This window comes from Bradyrhizobium monzae (assembly GCF_021458635.1).
GTDB lineage: Bacteria > Pseudomonadota > Alphaproteobacteria > Rhizobiales > Xanthobacteraceae > Bradyrhizobium.
Genome location: NZ_JAIRDQ010000001.1, coordinates 1,564,719 through 1,585,809, shown reverse-complemented (window position 1 = coordinate 1,585,809; position 21,091 = coordinate 1,564,719). Strand labels below are relative to the sequence as shown.

The following is a 21,091-nucleotide window of genomic DNA, read 5'->3' as shown; positions in this document are numbered from 1 at the left end:
CGCTTTGCATCACGGCGCACGAATGTCTCGCGAGAATCCTGTTGCCCGCCAACGTCCGATGCGTGCGTCGTGACCGGCTTCAGCGCGAAGCCTTGGACTGCACGGCACATGATTTGGACTGATGGGCGTCGCAGGATACTGCGCGAGAAACGCTGCTGCCGATGGCCTGCCAACTGCCGGGTCGTCAAACGCAAGCCCGAGCTGCCGTCACCGCCGGACGATGGATCGGAGTTGTACAACCGAAGCCCCTGAGTTCAAGTCACACGCAGACGTTTCTTATGTTCCCCGAAACGATGAATGAGCTTCTCAACAAAATCAAGTAGAGACACTCGTTGCGCACGGATGTCGTTGCAGACGGATGTAACGTTCAAGACAATCTAGCTGTTCAGGACACATGATAGTGAACGCAATACGTAGTCTAACGGGCTAGATGCATGCCGTTCTACGACGGTTTGATTGCACGGATATTGCTGTCCGTCGTCGATGCAAGTTGATCGAAGCTTGTGCACGACAGGCGCTGTGCACCACGCAAATCATCCACAACTTCCGTGATCTGCTTCTGGAATCGCCAGAACGGCATCGGGGGAACTCGCGGGGATTACACGTGGCGGTTGTTATGACGTCGTGCCTGGCGTATCATCCGCACGTCGTTTTCCACGACCATGCTGATCGTCTCATCCAAATGGTTGAGACTCGTGCGGCCAGCATTGTCGGACAAACGCCTATGCAGTTTGTGCCACGACATGCGCGTATCGAGGGCAATATGCCCGGTGCTGGTCGCGCCCAGGCAGTAGCTTGCGCCGCTAGTCGCTCTTGAGCATGTCCCTGAGCTCGCGGAACGGATCGGCGCTCGGCGCAGCAGAGACGTCCTGTCGCATGGCGTTGTAGATTCGCGGGACCATGTCGACCGCCTGGTCGAGCCCCGAATCACGTCCCGATTGATATCCGCCCATCAGGCGAAGGTCTCGGGTGTCCTCGTATTTGGCGATCAGGGTGCGCAATTTGCTCACCAATTCGCGCTCCTCGGGATCCCAGACGTTGTGGGCGAGGCGGGAGACCGAGGCCAGCACGTCGACGGCAGGATAGCGCGCCTGGTCGGCAATGTGCCTGGAGAGCACGATATGCCCATCCAGTGTGCTGCGGATGGTGTCGGCGATCGGCTCGTTGTGGTCGTCGCCGTCGACCAGCACGGAGAATATGCCGGTAATGGTCCCGGAGCCCTCCTCGCCGGGCCCGGCTCGCTCCAGCAGGCGGGGCAGGTCGGTGAATACCGTCGGAGCGTAGCCGCGGGCTACCGCGGGCTCGCCGGCCGCCAGCGCGACCTCGCGGGCGGCGTGGGCGAAGCGGGTGATCGAATCGACCACGAGCAGCACCGATTCGCCGCGGTCGCGGAAATATTCGGCCACGGCCATTGCGGTCTTCGGCGCCAGCCGCCGCATCATCGGGCTTTCATCACCGGTCGATACGATGGTGACGGAGCGGTTGCGGTCGTTGCCGAGCACGTCCTCGATGAATTCGCGCACCTCGCGGCCGCGCTCGCCGACCAGCGCCAGCACGACGGTGTCAAAACCCTGGCTGCGGGCGAGCATCGCGAGCAGCGTCGATTTGCCGACGCCGGAGCCGGCAAAGATGCCGACGCGCTGGCCGGCACAGATCGGCGCAAACAGGTCGATGACACGGACGCCGGTGCGTAGCGGCTTGTGGACGCGCGCCCGCTTCATCGCCGGCGGCGCTTCGGTCTCCGCCGAGACCGCACGCGATCCCGGGGTGAGCGGGCCCATTCCGTCCAGCGGGGCGCCGAGCGCGTTGATGACACGGCCCTTCCAGCTCGGATCCGGCGCGAACGACAATGCCGGCATGCGGTAGGCGACCGAGCCGAGCCCGCCGGCGAATTGCCGGTCGAACGGCTTTGCGACGATGCCGTCGCTGTCGATCCGCACCACCTCGCCGATCTGGGGCTTGCCCCCGGAATTGACGCCGATCAGCTCGCCGAGCTTGACGGCGCGTGACAGGCCGGAGACGCGGAAATGCGTCGGCGCGATCTCGGAGATCGCACCGCTGATGCTTGCCAGCGGCGTACTCTGCTGGAGCTCGAGCAGCGCCCACTCAAGTTGACGAAGAGCGTTCAAGGAAACCGTCCACCCCAATTACGCGCGACGCGCAGCCTACTTACTCGGATCGCCCAGCGTCCGGATTGCGTTGCTGAGCGTGCTCTCGGTGCCCTCGATCAGCGAGTTCGTGCTGTCGAAGGCGCGTGAGGCCGACATCAGCTTGGTCAATTCCATCATCGGGTTGGCGCTGGAGCCCTCGACATAGCCCTGCTTGAAGCCGTCCCGGCTGAAATCGCCGATGGCGGTCGCAGGACGGTCGGGCGTGACGCCGGAATTGCCGTAGCGATCGAGATTGGCATCGGCGGGAATGTTGAACAGGCCGATGCTGCCGATCTCGTTGTTGTCCTGGGTGATCGTGCCGCTGCGCGAGATCGAGACGGGGCCGCCGTTCGGGTCGAGCGAGATCTGCGCACCGCCGGAATCGATGATGGGGAAGCCCGACACCGTCTGAAGGTCGCCGTTGGCGGCGAGCTGGAGCCGGCCGTCGCGGGTGTAGACCGTGCCGTTGGGGCCGGCGAAGGCGATCCAGCCTTGTCCGACCACGGCGACGTCGAGCGGGTTGCCGGTCTCGGTGATGCTCCCTTGCTCGCGCGAGATGATGTTTTCGCCGGGCGAGGAGAACGCGACCGGGTTCGCGGCGGCCTTGGACAACACCGTCTCGAATTTCACCACGTCGGTGCGAAAGCCGGACGTGTTGACGTTGGCGACGTTGTTGGCGATCGTCTGGAGGCGCTTTTCGAGCGCGACCTGCGCCGACAATCCCACATAAAGAGCCGATTGCATGGCTTACCTGTTGAACTTGATGTTCTGAAGTGTCGTGAGCATGTTGGTATCCAGGCTGGCCGACGACGTCGATGCGCCGGTGATCAGGACCAGCGCGGGGTTGGTCGAGGTGTCGCTCTGGGCCTGGGTCGCATCCCACATCGCCGCGAAACGCTGCACGAATTTGGTGACCTTGGTCGGGTCCTGGAAATCGGTGAGATCGATCTTGTCCGTGATCATCTTGGCCTGCATGTCGATGTCGGACGAAGAGATCGTCGACGACCAGCCCATCGCGGTCTGCACCACCTGGGTCAGGGCCTTGTCGGCGAGGATCTGGTAGGGGCTCGTAATCGAGGCGGCTTTGCGCGTGAAGTAGAGAGCAAGCCGCAGGCCCTCGTTCTGGTCGCCCGCGTTCTGCTCCATCGTCTGCGTGACGTATTGGGTCGCCGTGCCGGTCGTGGCCGCGGTGGTCGAGGTCGCGTTGGCACCATTGGCAGCGAAATTGAACGCCGTGGCGAATTCCTTGTAGCGGCTGTCGCTGAGCTTGTTGGCGAAGGCGTCCTTGTCCGAGACGCCCTCGGTCAGCACCTTGCGCATGAAGGCCTTGGCATAGGTCATGTCGCTGAGGCCATAGGCCTTCATCGCGTAGGCGTAGAGCCGATAGTCGCCCAGGAAGTCGTCGATCGTCTTCACATTGCCGATATGGCTCAGAAAGTAGTCGGTATCGCGGCTCACGTCCGGTTCATCCGCCACCTGCGTGAGCGACTTGCCCATGTCCTTGGTCAGCCTGGTGTAATCCGCGATCGTGGATAGCATGGCACGCGCCCCTTTGGCCGCTCTTGCGACATCGTCTCAAGCTGCCGCGAATTGCTTGCGCGGGGCTGGCCATGCCGAAGCCAGCTTCGCGCAAGCGTGGCCGACTAGATATTCTCGATGGGATCGGCGATGGAGTGGCGGGTTGCTCAGTTTCGTGGGGATTTTCATCACGGTGGCGGCGCTGCTCGGCGGATTTGCCGCCATGGGCGGGCATCTGGCCGTGCTCATGCAGCCGTGGGAGTTCGTGATCATCATGGGCACTGCGGTCGGCACCTTCATCGTGGCCAATCCGTGGAAGACGGTCGTGGATACCGGGGTGGCCTGCATGCAGGCCATCACCGGCGCGGTGCCGGGTGAGCGCTACTATCTCGATCTGCTCGGAGCGCTTCATGCGCTGATGCGCGAGCTCCGCGGCAAGGGCCGCAACGAGGTCGAGGCGCATATCGACGATCCCTCGTCCTCGGAGATTTTCAAGGCGTTTCCGAGCGTGCTGGCCGATCCGGCGCTGCTTCAGTTCATCTGTGACTATGTCCGCCTCATCATCATGGGCAATGCGCGCACGCACGAGATCGAGGCGCTCATGGATGAGGAGATCCACACCATCGTGAAGAGCAAGCTGACGCCCTACCATGCGCTGGTGACGGTGTCGGAGGCGCTGCCGGCACTCGGTATCGTCGCCGCCGTGCTCGGCGTCATCAAGGCCATGGGCGCGCTCGATCAGTCGCCGAAGCTGCTCGGCGGCTTCATCGGCGCGGCGCTGGTCGGTACCTTCGCCGGCATCTTCCTGTCCTACGGCATCATTTCGCCCTTCGCGCTGAAGATCAAAATGACGCGCGAGAAGAAGTGCCGGCCCTACATCATCGTCAAGCAGACGCTGCTGGCGTTCATGAACGGCGCCATGCCGCAGATCGCGGTCGAGCACGGCCGCAAGATGATCGCGAGCGGTGAGCGGCCGTCGATCGACGTCGTCGAGAACGAGACCATTGCAGGTCCCAAGGCCGTCGTGACCGAGGCTGAACCCAAGGCCGCACCCAAGGCTGCACGCGCATGACGATGGAAGACGTCGAGATCGATCAACGGAAGCAGCTGCCGAACTACCTGCTGGACGCGGCCGGCATCTCGATCGAACGCATGCCGATGCTCAATGTGATCTTCGATCGCATGGCGGCATCGTGCACGGACAGCCTGCAGCCGATAGCCGGAACGCCCTGCTACTTCTCGGTCAACGGAATCGTCAACGACCGCGTCGGCGATATCATCAAGGACTACGAGGGCAACGCGGTCGCCGCCGTACTCTATGCCGAGCAGTGGGACTCCCGCGTCATTATCGTGCTCGACCGCGATTTCGTGTTCACCATGGTCGAGGCGATGTTCGGCTCCGACGGCGCCGAACCACCTCTCGACGTCGAGCGCTCGTTCTCGAACATCGAGATGCGTCTCGTCCAGGCACTGTTCGAGCGGTTCGCCAAGGCGCTGCAAACCGCGTTCGCCGGCACCTCCAACGTCACCTTCCGCGTCGAGCGGGTCGAGACCGCCATGGCGTCGCTGGCGATCGGGCGGAGCGGCAACATGTCGATCTGCGCGAACATCATGTTGCAGGCGCTCTACCGCGGCGGTCAGATGTTCCTGATCATCCCGCATTCCGCGCTCAATCCGCTGCGGCAGAAGCTCGCCCACGTCGTCGTCAGCGACGGTCGTGCGGCCGACCCGCGCTGGCGCGAGCAGATGGAGAGCGAGGTTCACCGCACCGAGGTGACGCTGAGCGCGGTGCTCGACGAGAAGATGATATCCCTCGAGGACGTCGTGAAGTTCAAGGTCGGACAGGTGCTCGAGCTCGAAGCCACGCCGCGCTCGCTGGCGCGGCTCGAGAGCAACAACCAGGTGCTGTTCTGGTGCCAGATCGGCCAGCTTGATGGCTACTACGCCATGCAGGTGGCTGATCCCGTCGATCAGAAGCGGGAGTTCGTCGATGATATCCTATCTCGTTGATGCCGTGTTGCTGATCGCGCTGGCCTTCACCAGCATGCGCGTGACCCGAATGCACCGCGAGCTGGCGCGGCTGCGCAACTATCAGGGTGAGTTCTCGACCATCGTCCACGAGACCGCGGGCACCTTCGATACCGTGATCACCGCGGCGCATGATTCAACGGCCAATCTTGGCCGGCTCGCCAACGTGCTGAGCACCAGGATCGACCAGGCTCACGAGGTTATTGCGGCGCTCGATGCGCGGACCGGGTTGCAGCCCGCTGCGACCGCGAACGGCACCGAGGTCAACAAGCATTAGGGCCGGGACTGGCTGAACGGATGGATCGGAACGCCGCGGCGCTCCGGGAGCGGAAATACCAAGAGGCGATACCAAATGGCGCAATCCTTCGACTACGAGTCAGCAACCGCATCAGATGATGCCGAGACGTCTCCGCTGGAGCGGTTGGCGGAGATCGCCGCGCGCACCGCAGAGGAGACCGGCAAATTCGCCAATGTCGATGCCATCCTGCGCATTCCCGTCACCATGCAGGTGGTGCTGGGATCGGCCACCATCCCGGTGGCGAACCTGATGAAGCTCGGCCGCGGTGCCGTGGTTCCGCTGGATCATCGCGTCGGCGAGCCCGTCGACGTCGTGGTCAACGGTCGCGTCGTCGCCCGTGGCGAAGTGGTCGTCGTGGAAGAGGACAATTCGCGCTTCGGCGTGTCGCTGACCGAGATCGTCGGCCCGCTGGGGCAGAGTGATTCCTGAACATGGCGGCACAGGTCGGCATCGCTCCCATCAAGCAACGAGGCGTTGCCACGCTGGGCGGAACGGAAAAGGTCGCGGCGCTTCTGCTGGCCATGGGCCGGCAGGCGGCCGCGAGCGTGCTCGCGCAGTTTGAGCCGCAGGACATCCGCATCGTCACCAAGGCTGCGGCTGAGCTGCGGCCGATCACGGCGCAGGAACTCGAGTCCATCGTCGAGGAGTTCGCCCAGCAGTTCTCGATGGGCGCGAACATTCTCGGTACCCTCGGCGGCCTCGAAGCCGTGCTCGGCGACGTGCTTCCCGCTGACCAGGTCTCGGCGATCATGTCGGACCTGCTCGGCAATTCGAGCCGGTCGGTGTGGGACCGCGTCTCGTCGGTGTCGGAAAACTCGCTGGCGACCTACCTCTCCAAGGAGCATCCGCAGACCGCGGCCCTGATCCTTTCCAAGGTCAAGCCGTCCTGCGCCGCCAAGGTGATGAGCCAGTTGCCGTCAAGTCTGCGCAACGAGCTGATGCGGCGCGTGCTCAGTCTCAAGCCGATCGTCGACGACGCTATGAAGGTCCTCGAGAAGACGCTGCACGAAGACCTGACGCTCAATTTCGCCCGCAACCTCGGCGCCGACACCTACGCCCGCGTCGCCGACATCATCAACAAGATGGAGCGAGGCCATATCGAGGACATGCTCAAGAGCCTGTCGGAGAAGCGGCCGAAGTCGGCCGAAGTGCTGAAGGAGCTGCTGTTCACCTTCGACGACGTCATCAACCTGGCGCCGAAGGCGCGCACCATGATCTTCGACCAGGTGCCGACCGATCGTATCGTCGTCGCACTGAAGGGCACCGACAAGCATTTCCGCGAGCTGATCCTGTCCGCGGTCGCCTCGCGCGTCCGTCGCGTCGTCGAGCACGAACTTGCGATTGGCGAGCCGTCGAACCAGCGCGACGTGCTGGAGGCGCGCCGCGTCATCACCGACCTCGCCCTGGACCTCGCCGAGAAGGGTGAAATCGAGCTCAATCCCGACCAGGAGGATGAGCTGGTCTTCCGCTGACCGCTGGGCAGGCATGGCAGAGTCATCCGATCAGGAGAGCAAAACAGAAGAGCCGACCGAGAAGAAAGTCCGCGATGCGCTCGAACAGGGCAATATTCCGGTCTCTCGGGAGGCGTCCATGTTCGCGACCATGGCGGCGCTGATGGTGATTCAGGCATTCCTGATCGGCCAGGGCGTGCAGGGGCTCACGCCGACCTTGAGGAGCTTTATCGACGAACCCGATGGCTTCCCGCTCAGCACCGCGGCGGACGCACTGAATCTTCTCACCGTGGTCGGCCTCGAGGCACTGCGATTCCTGGTGCCGCTGGTTGTGATCATAGCGGCGTTCGGGCTCGCTGCGTCGCTGCTGCAAAACGCGCCGCGACTGGTGCTGCAGCGCGTCCTGCCCGACTTCTCCCGAATCTCCCCGGCCAGCGGCTGGAGCCGCATTTTCGGAACGCGGGGCCTGGTGGAGTTCGCCAAGTCGATGTTCAAGCTCGCCTCGGTGACCGCGGTCGTCTGCTTCGTGCTGCGATCGTCGGAAGCGAGGGCATTCGAGGCGATGTACACCGATCCCGTCGCGTTGCCGGAGATGATCCTCACCATCGCGATGCGGATCGTGTCGGCGATCTGCATTGCCACGATCGTGCTGGTCGCGATCGATCTCGCCTGGGCGCGTTTCCGCTGGCGGCGTGAGCTGCGCATGACCAAGCAGGAGATCAAGGACGAGCACAAGCAGGCCGAGGGCGACCCGCTGATCAAGGCGCGCCTGCGCTCGCTGGCGCGCGACCGCTCGCGCCAACGCATGATCGCCTCCGTGCCGCGCGCGACGCTGGTGATCGCGAACCCGACGCACTTCGCGATCGCGTTGCGCTACAACCGCGACGAAAACCCGGCGCCGCTCGTGGTGGCCAAGGGCATGGATGTGATCGCGTTGAAGATCCGCGAGGCCGCCGAGCAGAACAGGATTCCGGTAATCGAGAACAAGGCTCTCGCACGTGCGCTCTACGAAGCGGTGCAGGTCGATCAGGTCATCCCAGCCGAATTCTTCCGCCCGGTTGCCGAGATCATCTACTTCCTGCAGTCGAAGCAAACGCCGCGACCCGAGAAGGTTCAGTAGATTTACGAGGATGGTGCTCCGCGCAACAGCTTGACGAAAGCTTAACGCCCTAGGGTTCTTTCCAATGAATCATAATGGGGCCGTCGTGGGACCGCTTTATCTCTTCGAACTCGCATCGTCGCAGGCGCGCTGGCTCGAGCTTCGTCAGTCGACCATCGCTACCAACGTCGCCAACGCCAATACGCCGGGTTTCAAGGCGCGCGACGTCGAGCCATTCAACAAGGTGCTCGACGGAATGCCGGTCAGGCTCGCGACGACTTCGCCCACGCATATGCAACTGTCCCCGGCAGAAACCGATACGCGGGCAACCGCGAAGAAGGATAGCTGGGATGTCGTTCATTCCGGCAACTCGGTCAGCCTCGAGCAGGAAATGATCAAGGGCAGCGACGTCAACCGCGACTATTCGATGAATTCGGCGATCGTGCGGTCGTTCAATCGCATGGTTCTGACCAGCGCGAAGACCTGAGGTGAACTGACATGCTTGACGCCCTATCGGCTTCGTTGACGGTCGCTAGCTCCGGGCTCGAAGCGCAGTCGACGCGCATGCGGGTTGTTTCGGAAAATCTCGCGAATGCGAGCTCGACCGGACGCACCGCCGGTGCCGATCCGTATCAGCGCAAGACGATCACTTTCGATGCCGCGATGGATCGTGCCTCGGGCACGCAGCTGGCGAAGGTCAAGGAGATCGGGGTCGACACCACGCCGTACCGTGTCGAGTACGATCCGGGACATCCCGCGGCCGACAAGGCCGGCTACGTCAAGATGCCGAACGTCAACATGATGATCGAAATGGCGGACATGCGGGAAGTCAACCGGTCCTATGAAGCTAATCTCCAGGTCGTGAAGCAGGTGAGATCGATGCTCGGCATGACCATCGATCTTCTGAGGAGCTGACAATGCTAGAAGCGATTTCATCCACTGCGATCACCGCTGGGCAGGCGGCGGCGTCCCGCATCACCGAAACGCAGACCATCGCGCCCAGTGCGTCGTCTCCGGTTCAGGCCGGCGACGACGTCGGCTTCGATTCCGTGATGAAGCAGGTGACCACGGACGCGATCGGCACGCTGAAGGCCGGCGAGAGCGCGTCGATCTCGGCGATGCAGGGCAAGGAATCGACGCGGAAGGTCGTCGAGGCGCTGATGTCGGCGGAGCAGGCCTTGCAGACCGCGGTCGCCGTCCGCGACAAGGTCGTGCAGGCCTACCAAGAAGTCGTTCGTATGTCGATTTGATCTGAAGGAATGACGCTGTGAAATCGCTCGCCATCGCGGCCACGGGCATGAATGCCCAGCAGACCAATATCGAAGTCATCGCGAACAACATCGCCAACATCAACACCACGTCGTTCAAGCGTGCGCGCGCGGAATTCACCGATCTGTTCTACCAGATGGACCGCATGCAGGGTGTCGCGAATGTCAACGGCGCCTCGCCGATCCCGGAAGGCGCCAATCTCGGCCTCGGCGTCAAGTCGGCCGCGATCCGCAAGCTGCACATCCAGGGCGCACTGACGCAGACCGGCAATCCATATGACATGGCGATCAACGGTCGCGGCTGGTTTCAGGTGCTCGGCCCGAACAACGAAGTGCAGTACACCCGCGCGGGCTCGTTCAACACCAACGCCACCGGCCAGCTCGTGACGATGGATGGCTACCTGCTGGATCCCAACATCACGGTGCCGCAGGGAACGGTGCAGGTCACCGTCAACCAGACCGGGCAGGTGTTCGCCAAGCTGGACACGGAAGTCAATCCGCGGCAGATCGGCCAGCTCAACCTTGCCAATTTCGCCAACGAGGCGGGCCTCGAGCCGCTGGGCAGCAATCTCTATCGCGAGACCACGGCATCGGGCGCGCCGGTCGTCGGTCTCCCCGGCGATGCCGGCTACGGCAAGATCAACCAGCAATATCTCGAGGCCTCGAACGTCGATCCCGTCAAGGAGATCACCGAGTTGATCTCGGCGCAGCGCGCCTACGAGATGAATGCCAAGGTCATCCAGGCATCGGATGAGATGGCGCAGACGGTATCGAAGAATCTCAGTCGCTAGTTCCGGTGTGCCGATGTTGAACAGGGTGGGCCTGATCGCGCGCGGGTTGGCCGCCGCGCTGCTGGTTCTCATCTCCGCGCGGCTCGCCGCCGCAGACGAGCGGCGGCTTCCCGTGCCGGCGGTCGCGATCCGCGCCGGCGAGCTGATCAGGGACGACATGATCACCGAGCGCGACTTTGCGGCGAACGCGCTCGGCGTCGCCTTGTTCATCGAAGGGCGTCAGGTTCTCGTCGGCCGCATGGCGCGGCGGGCGCTGCTGCCGGGGCAGCCTATTCCAACCAATTCGGTCGAGGATCCCTTCACAATCGCCCGTGGCGCCATGGTCAAGGTCGTGGTCGAAGACTCCGGTCTGTCGATCGTGGCTTACGGCGCGGCCATGCAATCCGGCGCGCCTGGCTCGCTGATTACCGTGCGGAACACCGACACGGGCGTGATGATCAGGGCCATCGTCCAGCCGGACGGCACCGTCAAGGTCGCGGACGGGTCATGACCAGAGTTCTGATTGCTCTTCTCTTCATCGTTTCCGCCGCCAGCGCCCAGGCCGCCGTCCGCATCAAGGACATCGCTGACATCAAGGGGCTGCGCGAAAACCAGATCGTGGGCTACGGACTCGTCATCGGCCTCAACGGCACCGGCGACACACTGCGCAACGCGCCGTTCACGGAACAGTCGCTGCAGTCGATGCTCGAAAACATGGGCATCAATGTCCGGAACGAGACCACCAGCACGAACAACTCGTCGCGGCCGACCACGCTGCGCACGCGCAACGTCGCCGCCGTGATGGTGACCGCGGATCTGATGCCGTCGATCGGCCCAGGCGAACGGATGGACGTAACGGTGTCGTCCCTGGGAGATGCGACGTCGCTGCTCGGCGGCACACTGGTGATGACGTCGCTGCGCGCGGCCGACGGTGCGGTCTACGCAGTGGCACAAGGTGCGGTCACGGTCGCCGGTTACAGCGTCGGAGGCCAGGCCCAGAACGTCAGCCAGGGTACGCCGACGGCGGGCCGCATTCCGAACGGCGCGCTTGTCGAGCGGGAGGTGCAGGGCAGCCTCCACGAGATGGAATACCTGGTGCTGGAGCTGAAAAATCCCGACTTCGTCACCGCGACGCGAATCCTCGACGCCGTCAATCGCTATGCTGGCGGCCGCTATCGCGCCCAGATCGCCTTCGAGCGCGACTACCGGACAATCGTACTGTCCAAGCCGCGCTATGTCGGCCCGGTCCGCTTTCTCGCCGAGATCGGCGAGCTCACTGTCGAGCCCGACACGCCGGCACGGGTGGTGATCAATGAACGGACCGGTACGGTGGTGATCGGGCGCGACGTGCGAATCTCCACTGTCGCCGTTACCCATGGCAATTTGACGGTCCGCGTCACCGAGATGCCCGTGGTGTCGCAGCCGGCGCCGTTCTCGCAAGGCCAGACGGTCGTGGTGCCCCAGACCGTGGTCGAGGCCAATGAGGCCGGATCGCAGGTGGCGATCCTGAGCGGTGTCGACCTCCAGCGCCTCGTGCGCGGGCTGAACCAGATCGGACTGAAGCCGTCCGGCATCATCGCGATTCTCCAGGCGATCAAGACGGCCGGCGCGCTGCAGGCCGAAGTCATCGTGCAATGATGCATAAGCGTCGTGCAAGCTTGGTCGCTCAATGCTCTGGTCTCGACCGAGAATCGCACGCGAGCCGATGCTGAAGCTGGATCACATAGCGCAACTTCTTGTCCTGGCCGCGATGCTCGCGCTCGCAGGCACATCGCCCGCGCTGGCGCTGGACGAGCCGAAGCCGCTCAATCTGCTTTCCTTCGCGCGCGCACGGGCGCCCGGACCGCAGAAGCCGCATGCGCCGGCGACACCGGTTCCGAGCGATAATTCACGGGCAACAGCCTGGGCCGCGGAAGATTCGCGTTCCGCAATCACGGGAGCGGTTCCGACGGAGGCTTCTCCGCCGGCGCCGGCCCCCGCACCGGTGCCGACGCGTCCGGCGAAGTCCGGCAGCATCACGGCGCCGCCGAAGCCGGCGCCGGCTCAAGCTGCCGCGCCCGGGGACAACGAAGTTGCACTGTTTTGCAGCAACGTGGCGGATCCCGCCGTCGACGCCAGGCTCGCCTGGCAGTTGAAGGAGCTGGAGAAGGCCGAGAGCCTGCTGCGGGAGCGGATCGCCGAGGTCGAGGCCAAGCGCGCCGAATACGAGAAGTGGATGGCGCTGCGCGACGACTTCCTGAAGAAAGCGGAAGCCAGCGTCGTCGAGATCTATTCGCGCATGAAGCCGGACGCTGCGGCCACCCAGATCGCCGGCATGGCGGACGAGACGGCCGCGGCCGTGCTCGCAAAGCTCAGCCCGAGGAGCTCGAGCGCAATTTTCAACGAGATGGAGACCGGGCGCGCAGCACATCTCGCCGACCTGCTCGGTGGAATGCGTCGCGTGGATGGCGGGAAGACCAGGTAATGAAGAAGCCGATCCTTCTGCTGTCGCTCGTGCTTCTCGGCGGATGCTCCCATGATCCGGCAGAACTCCTGACTGGCCCGAAACTGTCGCCCGTCGGCAGTGGCTTGAGGGTGCCGGCCGATCCGATCCCGGTGACGCCCCGCATGCGCACGCCCGTCAGCTATCGCTCGACCTGGGATGACGGCACTGATCTCTACCGCGATCCTCGTGCCCGGCGCATTGGCGACGTCGTGACGGTGATCATCTCGATGCAGGACAAGGCCAAGCTCGACAACAAGACCGACCGCTCGCGCGATTCCCAGATCAAGTTCGGGCTGAACTGGCTGATGGACGTCGCGGGATGGCAGGACAAGGGCCAGACCAACGCTAACCTCAACACCAACACCCAGATCAAAGGCAACGGCCAGATCGACCGCTCCGAGGACATCAAGCTTTCCATCGCGGCCGTCGTCACCGACGTCTTGCCGAACGGAAACATGATGATCAGCGGGTCGCAGGAGTTCGGCATCAACACGGAGATGCGTGTGCTCAACGTCGGCGGTATCGTGCGCCCCCGCGATATTTCGCGGACCAACACGATTTCCTACGAGAAGATCGCCGAAGCACGCGTGTCCTATGGCGGTCGCGGAAATCTGTCTGACGTGCAGCAACCTGGATGGGGGCACCGGATCTATGACGCCGTCGCACCGTTCTGAGGCTCGCGCGCCGTGGGAGCAGGGGGCGTCATGCGCCTGATGGCCGCGATCGTCGTGCTGACCCTGGTCGCGATCGGCGCGGGCGCGCTGGCAGGCCTGCATCTGTTCGCCGCCGCCGAACGCGTCGCCGATGCAAAGAAGGGTGCCACGCCGCCGCCGATCGCGTCGAGCTACTCCGGCAGCGCGCGGCTCAGGAAGCTGTCTCCGATCGTGACCAACCTGGCGGCGCCGGCCAACAATTGGGCCCGGGTCGAAGCCTCGATGGTGACCGACAGCATGAGCGACGAGGATGCCGGCATCCTGGCGGCGCATATCAGCGAAGACATCGTCACTTATCTGCGGTCGGCGTCGGTCACGCAGTTCGAAGGCACGCGCGGGCTCCAGCATCTGCGCGACGACCTGTCCGAACGCGCCAGCATTCGCTCGTCCGGCAAAGTCCGCGAATTGATCATTGAGACGTTGGTGATCCAGTGAAATTGAGAGTCCTGCTGCTTGCGTTGCTGCTGGTCGTGCTGCCCGAGGTAGCGTTCGCCCAGATCCCGGATCTCAATTCGCTGCTGCCGCCGGGCAACGGTTCGACCAGCGGCCGCATCATCCAGCTGATGGCGCTGCTGACGGTGCTGTCCGTCGCACCTGGGCTGCTCATCATGGTGACGAGCTTCACGCGCTTCGCCGTCGCGCTCTCGTTCCTGCGCGCCGGCCTCGGCCTGCAGACGACGCCTCCGAATCTCGTGCTGATCAGCCTCGCCATGTTCATGACCTTCTACGTCATGGCTCCGACCTTCGATCGCGCCTGGGAAACCGGCGTGCAACCGCTGATGAAGAACGAGATCTCGGAGGAGGAGGCCTATCTGAAGATCAGCGATCCGTTCCGCGAATTCATGCTGGCGCATGTCCGCGACAAGGATCTGCAGACGTTCGAGTCGCTCGCCGCGGAAAGCTTTCGAAGGAAGTTCGACGACAAGCGCATCGACATGCGCGTCATCATCCCGGCGTTCATGATCTCCGAGCTCAGGCGTTCGTTCGAGATTGGCTTCCTCATCATCCTGCCATTTCTCGTCATCGACATGATCGTGGCGACGCTGACCATGTCGATGGGCATGATGATGATGCCGCCGTCGATCCTCGCGCTGCCGTTCAAGGTGCTGTTCTTCGTACTGATCGACGGCTGGAACCTGCTCGCCTCCGGACTGGTGCGATCGTTCTCGTAGCAGCGATCGTCGACCTAATGGTTGGTTAAGGTTAGCAAAGCGTAATATTAACCATATGATTTTGCTACAGAATTCAAGTTCGTCTTAATTCGGAAGCAAGATTCGGCGTGCTAGCAATGCGGCACGGCGGGTTGGACCCACCCATTCAGTCCAAAGGCATGATGCCGCCCCTCCGTACCGGTGAAAGCCCGGTATGTCCCCTCGTGAAAATGTAACGCGTACATAAAGGGACATTCGCAATGTCAAGCCTGCTTACGAACTCGACTGCTATGACCGCCCTCCAGACCTTGCGGTCTGTGAGCTCCCAACTCGCCACCACGCAGACCCGCATCTCCACCGGCCAGCGCGTTTCGACCGCTTCGGATAACGCCGCCTACTGGTCCATCGCGACCTCGATGCGGGCCGACAACGCCGCGCTCTCCGCCGTCTCCGACTCGCTCGGTCTGTCGGCTGCGACCGTCGACACTGAGTACACCGCTCTGACCTCGGTTGTCGGTGACAGCACCGGCGGCCTGACCAAGCTGCAGTCGCTGCTGGTCGAAGCCAAGACGGCCGGTATCGACCGCGCCAAGATCCAGGCGGACGTCACCCAGATCCAGCAGCAGATGAAGGGTACCGCGGATGCGGCGACCTTCAACGGCGTGAACTGGCTGAGCGCGACGACGGCCACGCCGGCGACAGTCAACCTGGTGTCGTCGTACTCCCGCGTCGGCAGCACGCCGACCACCGGGTCCATCACGCTGACCACTTCCAACTATGCGCTTTACAGCACGTCCACCAACGGCATCCTGGACACGGTGAGCAGCGGCGTGTCGGTCAACACGATCGACATCACGACGCTGACCGACGCAGCGACCGACCAGGCCACGCTCGACACCTACATCGCGCAGGTGACCTCCGCGATCAACTCGGTGGCCTCGGCCGCCGCCAACCTCGGCGCGGTCAAGAACCGTATCGCGACCAACACGGACTTCGTGAAGTCGCTGATGGACTCGGTTGATCGTGGTATCGGCCAGCTCGTCGACGCCGACATGAACCAGGAGTCCACCCGCTTGTCGGCTCTCCAGGTCCAGCAGCAGCTCGGCGTCCAGGCGCTCTCGATCGCCAACGGCAGCAGCCAGAGCATCCTCTCGCTGTTCCGCTAAGTCCGAAAACCATCTGGGGGAGGGCCGCGCTTCTCGCGAAGCGCGGCCCTTTCGTTTGACGTGACGTCCCGCGCACGCCGCAATTTCGGCTGCGCTGTTGCGGCCAGGACACAGAGCCACAAGCCCCGCACAAGCTTCGCGCGTTACAGTCGCCGCTACGACAGGTTGGGCCTAACCGCTTTTCCGCAGCCCAAAGGCATGACGCCGCCCTGTCGTACCGGTGCAAGTCCGGTATGTCCCCAAACAACTCAATCCTAAGGGACATCAAAATGGGTTCTAGCCTTCTCACCAACTCCGCCGCAATGACCGCGCTGCAGACGCTGCGCAACGTCAGCTCCAGCCTCCAGACCACTGAAAACCGCATCTCGACCGGTCAGCGCGTGGCCACGGCTTCGGACAACGCCGCCTACTGGTCGATCGCAACCTCGATGCGTGCCGACAACGCTGCGCTCTCCGCCGTCTCCGACTCGCTCGGTCTGTCGGCTGCGACCGTCGATACCGAATATACTGCTCTGACCGCGGTTGTCGGTGACAGCACCGGTGGCCTCACCAAGCTCCAGGCGCTGCTGGTTGAAGCCAAGACTGCCGGTATCGACCGCACCAAGATCCAGGCCGACATCACCCAGATCCAGCAGCAGATGAAGGGCACCGCCGATGCGGCAACCTTCAACGGCGTGAACTGGCTGAGCGTGACGACGGCAACGCCGACGACCTTCGACCTCGTGTCGTCGTTCTCCCGCGTTGGTGGCACGCCGACCATCGGCTCCATCACCCTGACGATCTCCAACTACTCGCTCTACAGCACGTCCACCACCGGCATTCTGGACACGGTGAGCGCCGGTGTGTCGGTCAACACGATCGACATCACCTCGCTGACGGACGCGGCGACCGACCAGGCCACGCTCAGCACCTACATTACGCAGGTGACTGCTGCGATCAATTCGGTGGCTTCGGCCGCCGCCGATCTTGGCGCCGTCAAGAACCGCATCGCGACCAACACGGACTTCGTCAAGACCTTGATGGATTCGGTGAGTCGCGGTGTCGGTCAGCTCGTCGACGCCGACATGAACGCGGAATCCACCCGCCTCCAGGCGCTTCAGACCCAGCAGCAGCTCGGCGTCCAGGCGCTCTCGATCGCCAACCAGAACAGCCAGAGCATCCTCTCGCTGTTCCGCTAAGCCTGACCACCATCTGAGGGGGCCGCGCTTCGCGAGAAGCGCGGCCCTTTCATTTTGGCGTGCGGTGTTCGGGCGTCAAAGGCGCGATTTCGGCCTCGAATTGCGGTCCGGTCACAGAGCCACAAGCCTCGCGCAAACTTCGCGTGCTATCGCCGCCGTTACGACAGGTTGAGCGCGCGTTTTCCGCAGCCCAAAGGCATGATGCCGCCCTGTCGTACCGGTGCAAGCCCGGTATGTCCCAAAAATTTCAATTCGTTTTCAAGGGGACGTCAAACATGAGTTCTAGCCTGCTCACCAACTCCGCGGCAATGACCGCGCTGCAGACGCTGCGCAACGTCAGCTCCAGCCTCCAGACCACTGAAAACCGCATCTCGACCGGTCAGCGCGTGGCCACCGCGTCGGACAACGCCGCCTACTGGTCGATCGCGACCTCGATGCGCGCCGACAACGCCGCGCTGTCCGCCGTCTCCGACTCGCTCGGCCTGTCGGCCGCGACCGTCGACACCGAATATACCGCTCTGACCGCGGTTGTCGGTGACAGCACCGGCGGCCTGACCAAGCTGCAGTCGCTGCTGGTCGAAGCCAAGACCGCCGGTATCGACCGCACCAAGATCCAGGCCGACATCACCCAGATCCAGCAGCAGATGAAGGGCACCGCCGATGCGGCAACCTTCAACGGCGTGAATTGGCTGAGCGTGACGACGGCAACGCCGGCGACCTTCGACCTCGTGTCGTCGTTCTCCCGCGTCAGTGGCACGCCCACCATCGGCTCCATCACCCTGACGATCTCCAACTACTCGCTGTACAGCACGTCCACCACCGGCATCCTGGACAAGGTGGCCAGCGGCGTGTCGATCAACACGATCGACATCACCACGCTGACCGACGCGGCGACCGACCAGGCCACGCTCAGCAGCTACATCACGGCAGTCACCACTGCGCTCAATTCCGTGGCCTCGGCCGCCGCCGACCTCGGCGCCGTCAAGAACCGCATCGCGACCAACACGGACTTCGTCAAGACCCTGATGGACTCGGTGACGCGCGGTGTCGGCCAGCTCGTCGACGCCGACATGAACGCTGAGTCCACCCGCCTCCAGGCGCTCCAGACCCAGCAGCAGCTTGGCGTCCAGGCGCTCTCGATCGCCAACCAGAACAGCCAGAGCATCCTCTCGCTGTTCAAGTAAGCTCCCGCTTCGAACACGACCGTGCTCCCAAGGGAGCACGGTCCCCGCCGTGCCCGGCGGAAGTAATGGCGCATGATGTGCCCGTAATCGACCTCCCGACGCCAGACCTGACGCAATAAGCTACAGCCGATCGCGCGGTAACGCGTTCGATCGTCCGCCCGTGCCATCGACCTGCCTGCGTCGCCCAAGGCTCTTGTAAAATTGCAACGCCTCGCCTGCGAAGCGACACATTCGCGTTCGCGCAACCTCCAGACAAGGTTGACAGCGGAGTGTCCTCACCATTCGCATTGGTACGAGGTCATATGCTCAGTCGCGCGCAGCTACAGCAGCTGCTCAACAATCTGCTGGAACTTGGGCCGCGACGTCTGATGGCCTTGGGACTGATCGGCTTCGCCGTCCTCGTCACCGTGGTTGGGGGTGCCTATTACCTGAGCCGGCCGGAATTCGAATCCCTCTATACCGGCCTGTCCCGCGAAGACGTGACGCGTATCGGCGCTGCGCTGCGCGAGCAGAACATTACGTTCGATATCAGCGCAGCCGGCGATGCCGTCTCGGTGCGACCGAGCCAGACCGCACAGGCGCGGATGCTGCTGGCCGAGAAGGGGCTGCCGACCAGCGCCAATTCCGGCTACGAGCTGTTCGACAAGATCGGATCGCTCGGACTGACGTCCTTCATGCAGGAGGTCACGAAGCTTCGCGCGCTCGAAGGTGAGATCGCGCGTACCGTTCAGCTGATGAAGGGCGTCAAGGCGGCGCGGGTGCACATCGTGATGCCGGTGCGGGGCTCGTTCCGCGCGACGCAGCAGCCGCCCTCCGCATCGGTCGTGCTGCGCACCGACGGTGCGATCGAGGCGCGCACGGCGCAATCGATCCGCCACCTGGTCGCGGCCGCCATTCCCGGCATGACGCGCGACAAGGTCACCGTGCTCGATGCCGACGGCTCGATGCTGCTGGCCGAAGAGGACGAGGCCAGCGCCGCGCCGACCAAGATGGCGAGCCTGCAGAAGACGGTCGGCGGAATGGTGCAGGAAAACATCCGCAAGGCGCTCACGCCCTATCTCGGCCTCGACAATTTCGAAGTTAGCGTCGCGCCACAGCTCTCCACCGACAAGCGCCAGGTCAACGAGACGGTCTACGATCCCGAGACCCGCGCCGAGCGTTCGGTCCGCAATGTCCGCGAAAACGAAAAGTCGTCGAACGCGGACCGCTCGACGCCGACGACCGTCCAGCAGAACCTTCCAGACCAGCAAGTCAACGCCGGTGGCACCAAGAACTCCAGCGAAGACAAGACGCGCCGCGAGGACGTTACCAATTTCGAGGTCTCGTCCAAGACCACGACGACGGTCAGCGACGGTTACTCTGTCAAGAAGCTCTTCATCGCCGTCCTGGTCAATCGCGCGCGGCTCGTCGCCGACCTCGGCGACAAGACCAACCAGGCCATTGTCGACAGCAAGCTCGCCGAAATCAGCCAGCTCGCCGCGACCGCCGGCGGACTGGACAAGACGCGTGGCGACCAGATCCAGGTGACCGCGGTCGACTTCGTGGAGGGCTCGCGCGAGCTCACGCCGGTGCCGCCGATCAGCTTCGTCGAGATGATGAACAAGCAGCTGGGCAGCGTCATCAATGCGGTGACGATCCTGGCCGTCGCTTCGATGCTGGTCTGGTTCGGGCTTCGGCCCGCGGTCAACGGCATCCTGACCCATCGCGCCGCGCAGGAGCAGACCGAGGCTGCCGAGGCCGCCGAGCTCGAGGCCGCCACGGCGCTCGCATTGGCCGACAGCCAGGATCCCGAGCTCAACCTCGTCGAGGACCTCGAAGGCAAGATGCAGCGTACACCGCAGAAGCGGCTGGAGCAGATCGTTCGCCTCGATCAGATGCAGGCGGCAGCAATCCTTAAAGACTGGATGCGACGCGAGGAGGCGGCATGAACGCGGCAATCGGAAAACTCCTGACGCAATTCGACGCGAACGGCCGGGCCAAGTCGCCGCCGCCTCCGCCGCCGCCGAAGATCCAGGACGTCCTGGCGAGAAAGGAAATCCGGCGCGAGCCTCAAGCGCAGCCACAGCCTCAAGCGCAACGTCAGGTGCAGGCCCAGCCGCAACTTCAGCCGCCACCCGCGCCCGCGCCGGAAGCCGCGCCGGTCAATCTGCTCGAAGACGCTTATCGACGCGGCCATACCGCCGGCCTTGCGGAAGGCGAAGCCAAGCTCGCCGAAGAGCGGGTCCGCAGCGCGATCCGGCTCGGCGAGGAGCGCGCCAAATGGTCCGACCAGCAGGCGGTCGCGATCGTCAACGGCTTTGACACGGCCTGCCGCGAGATCGAGAGCAACATTGCAAGCTCGGTCGCGCGGATCTTGCTGCCGTTCCTCGCCGATGCGGTCCGCGACAAGGCGATCGGATCCCTGGTCGAGCAGATCTCGGCGCTGACCTCGAATTCCCCGGTGCCGGCGTTCCGCGTCACCGGACCCAGCGAGCTCATCGACCTCGTCAGGACGCAACTCAATCTGGCCGGCCGCTCTGGCGTCGAATACCAGTCCGCCGACACCGTCGAGGTTCGGGTCCTCGCCGATCAGACCACGATCGAGACGCAGATCTCGACCTGGATGGATCGGCTGAAAGAGGCGCGCCGGTAG

The 21,091-nt window shown here is 63.7% G+C and carries 24 protein-coding genes; 21 read left to right on the top strand and 3 right to left on the bottom strand.

Annotated features, from left to right (window positions below):
* Positions 1–803: 803 nt before the first annotated feature.
* Genes fliI through K3F49_RS07685 form a run of 3 tightly spaced genes read right to left on the bottom strand, consistent with a single transcriptional unit; the run spans position 804 to position 3,689 of the window.
* Positions 804–2,129, bottom strand: a complete 1,326-nt coding sequence (gene fliI / locus K3F49_RS07695) for a flagellar protein export ATPase FliI (protein WP_234680274.1) — start codon at positions 2,127–2,129, stop codon at positions 804–806.
* Positions 2,130–2,165: 36 nt separating this feature from the next.
* The gene (gene flgF, locus K3F49_RS07690; RefSeq protein ID WP_234680273.1) at positions 2,166–2,894 is read right to left on the bottom strand and encodes a flagellar basal-body rod protein FlgF; all 729 of its coding nucleotides are present in this window, start codon (positions 2,892–2,894) and stop codon (positions 2,166–2,168) included.
* A gap of 3 nt (positions 2,895–2,897) precedes the next feature.
* Positions 2,898–3,689, bottom strand: coding sequence for a DUF1217 domain-containing protein (locus K3F49_RS07685; protein ID WP_234680272.1), 792 nt, complete (start codon positions 3,687–3,689; stop codon positions 2,898–2,900).
* Positions 3,690–3,831: 142 nt separating this feature from the next.
* On the opposite strand from K3F49_RS07685, the gene motA reads away from it, so the two are divergent.
* From motA to K3F49_RS07580, 21 genes are all read left to right on the top strand, one after another.
* Positions 3,832–4,740, top strand: coding sequence for a flagellar motor stator protein MotA (gene motA, locus K3F49_RS07680; RefSeq protein ID WP_234680271.1), 909 nt, complete (start codon positions 3,832–3,834; stop codon positions 4,738–4,740).
* Positions 4,737–5,678, top strand: coding sequence for a flagellar motor switch protein FliM (locus tag K3F49_RS07675; protein ID WP_234680270.1), 942 nt, complete (start codon positions 4,737–4,739; stop codon positions 5,676–5,678). The genes motA and K3F49_RS07675 overlap by 4 nt, the downstream gene beginning before the upstream one ends.
* The gene (locus K3F49_RS07670; protein WP_234680269.1) at positions 5,659–5,973 is read left to right on the top strand and encodes a hypothetical protein; all 315 of its coding nucleotides are present in this window, start codon (positions 5,659–5,661) and stop codon (positions 5,971–5,973) included. Before K3F49_RS07675 ends, K3F49_RS07670 begins: the two co-directional genes overlap by 20 nt.
* A 75-nt stretch (positions 5,974–6,048) precedes the next feature.
* The gene (gene fliN, locus K3F49_RS07665) at positions 6,049–6,423 is read left to right on the top strand and encodes a flagellar motor switch protein FliN (RefSeq protein ID WP_200469626.1); all 375 of its coding nucleotides are present in this window, start codon (positions 6,049–6,051) and stop codon (positions 6,421–6,423) included.
* Positions 6,424–6,425: 2 nt separating this feature from the next.
* Positions 6,426–7,466, top strand: coding sequence for a flagellar motor switch protein FliG (locus K3F49_RS07660; RefSeq protein ID WP_027535980.1), 1,041 nt, complete (start codon positions 6,426–6,428; stop codon positions 7,464–7,466).
* Between the two features lie 13 nt (positions 7,467–7,479).
* Positions 7,480–8,565 carry a flagellar biosynthesis protein FlhB gene (gene flhB / locus K3F49_RS07655; protein ID WP_234680268.1) on the top strand — a complete coding sequence of 362 codons (1,086 nt, stop codon included), beginning with the start codon at positions 7,480–7,482 and terminating at the stop codon, positions 8,563–8,565.
* A gap of 64 nt (positions 8,566–8,629) precedes the next feature.
* Complete coding sequence (gene flgB / locus K3F49_RS07650; RefSeq protein WP_234680267.1) at positions 8,630–9,031, top strand: flagellar basal body rod protein FlgB; 402 nt, start codon at positions 8,630–8,632, stop codon at positions 9,029–9,031.
* A gap of 11 nt (positions 9,032–9,042) precedes the next feature.
* A complete protein-coding gene (gene flgC, locus K3F49_RS07645) occupies positions 9,043–9,459 on the top strand; it encodes a flagellar basal body rod protein FlgC (protein WP_234680266.1) in 417 nt (138 codons plus the stop codon).
* A gap of 2 nt (positions 9,460–9,461) precedes the next feature.
* The gene (locus tag K3F49_RS07640) at positions 9,462–9,794 is read left to right on the top strand and encodes a flagellar hook-basal body complex protein FliE (protein ID WP_234680265.1); all 333 of its coding nucleotides are present in this window, start codon (positions 9,462–9,464) and stop codon (positions 9,792–9,794) included.
* 17 nt (positions 9,795–9,811) lie between these two features.
* On the top strand, positions 9,812–10,603 hold the full coding sequence (gene flgG, locus K3F49_RS07635; protein ID WP_200469620.1) for a flagellar basal-body rod protein FlgG: 792 nt from the start codon (positions 9,812–9,814) through the stop codon (positions 10,601–10,603).
* A 13-nt stretch (positions 10,604–10,616) separates the two neighbouring features.
* Positions 10,617–11,093, top strand: coding sequence for a flagellar basal body P-ring formation chaperone FlgA (flgA, locus tag K3F49_RS07630; RefSeq protein ID WP_234680264.1), 477 nt, complete (start codon positions 10,617–10,619; stop codon positions 11,091–11,093).
* On the top strand, positions 11,090–12,220 hold the full coding sequence (flgI, locus tag K3F49_RS07625) for a flagellar basal body P-ring protein FlgI (RefSeq protein WP_234680263.1): 1,131 nt from the start codon (positions 11,090–11,092) through the stop codon (positions 12,218–12,220). Before flgA ends, flgI begins: the two co-directional genes overlap by 4 nt.
* Positions 12,221–12,287: 67 nt before the next feature.
* The gene (locus tag K3F49_RS07620; protein WP_234680262.1) at positions 12,288–13,046 is read left to right on the top strand and encodes a MotE family protein; all 759 of its coding nucleotides are present in this window, start codon (positions 12,288–12,290) and stop codon (positions 13,044–13,046) included.
* Positions 13,046–13,741, top strand: coding sequence for a flagellar basal body L-ring protein FlgH (gene flgH / locus K3F49_RS07615; RefSeq protein WP_234680261.1), 696 nt, complete (start codon positions 13,046–13,048; stop codon positions 13,739–13,741). Before K3F49_RS07620 ends, flgH begins: the two co-directional genes overlap by 1 nt.
* Positions 13,742–13,771: 30 nt before the next feature.
* Positions 13,772–14,215, top strand: coding sequence for a flagellar basal body-associated FliL family protein (locus tag K3F49_RS07610; protein ID WP_234680260.1), 444 nt, complete (start codon positions 13,772–13,774; stop codon positions 14,213–14,215).
* Positions 14,212–14,952 carry a flagellar type III secretion system pore protein FliP gene (gene fliP / locus K3F49_RS07605; RefSeq protein WP_027535969.1) on the top strand — a complete coding sequence of 247 codons (741 nt, stop codon included), beginning with the start codon at positions 14,212–14,214 and terminating at the stop codon, positions 14,950–14,952. The genes K3F49_RS07610 and fliP overlap by 4 nt, the downstream gene beginning before the upstream one ends.
* A 239-nt stretch (positions 14,953–15,191) precedes the next feature.
* A complete protein-coding gene (locus K3F49_RS07600) occupies positions 15,192–16,097 on the top strand; it encodes a flagellin N-terminal helical domain-containing protein (protein WP_234680259.1) in 906 nt (301 codons plus the stop codon).
* 269 nt (positions 16,098–16,366) lie between these two features.
* On the top strand, positions 16,367–17,275 hold the full coding sequence (locus tag K3F49_RS07595) for a flagellin N-terminal helical domain-containing protein (protein WP_234680258.1): 909 nt from the start codon (positions 16,367–16,369) through the stop codon (positions 17,273–17,275).
* Positions 17,276–17,550: 275 nt separating this feature from the next.
* On the top strand, positions 17,551–18,459 hold the full coding sequence (locus K3F49_RS07590) for a flagellin N-terminal helical domain-containing protein (RefSeq protein WP_234680257.1): 909 nt from the start codon (positions 17,551–17,553) through the stop codon (positions 18,457–18,459).
* Between the two features lie 302 nt (positions 18,460–18,761).
* Entirely contained in the window at positions 18,762–20,387 is a 1,626-nt protein-coding gene (gene fliF, locus K3F49_RS07585) for a flagellar basal-body MS-ring/collar protein FliF (protein WP_234680256.1), read from the top strand.
* Positions 20,384–21,091: a hypothetical protein gene (locus K3F49_RS07580; RefSeq protein ID WP_234680255.1), complete on the top strand. Its 708-nt coding sequence runs from the start codon at positions 20,384–20,386 to the stop codon at positions 21,089–21,091. The genes fliF and K3F49_RS07580 overlap by 4 nt, the downstream gene beginning before the upstream one ends.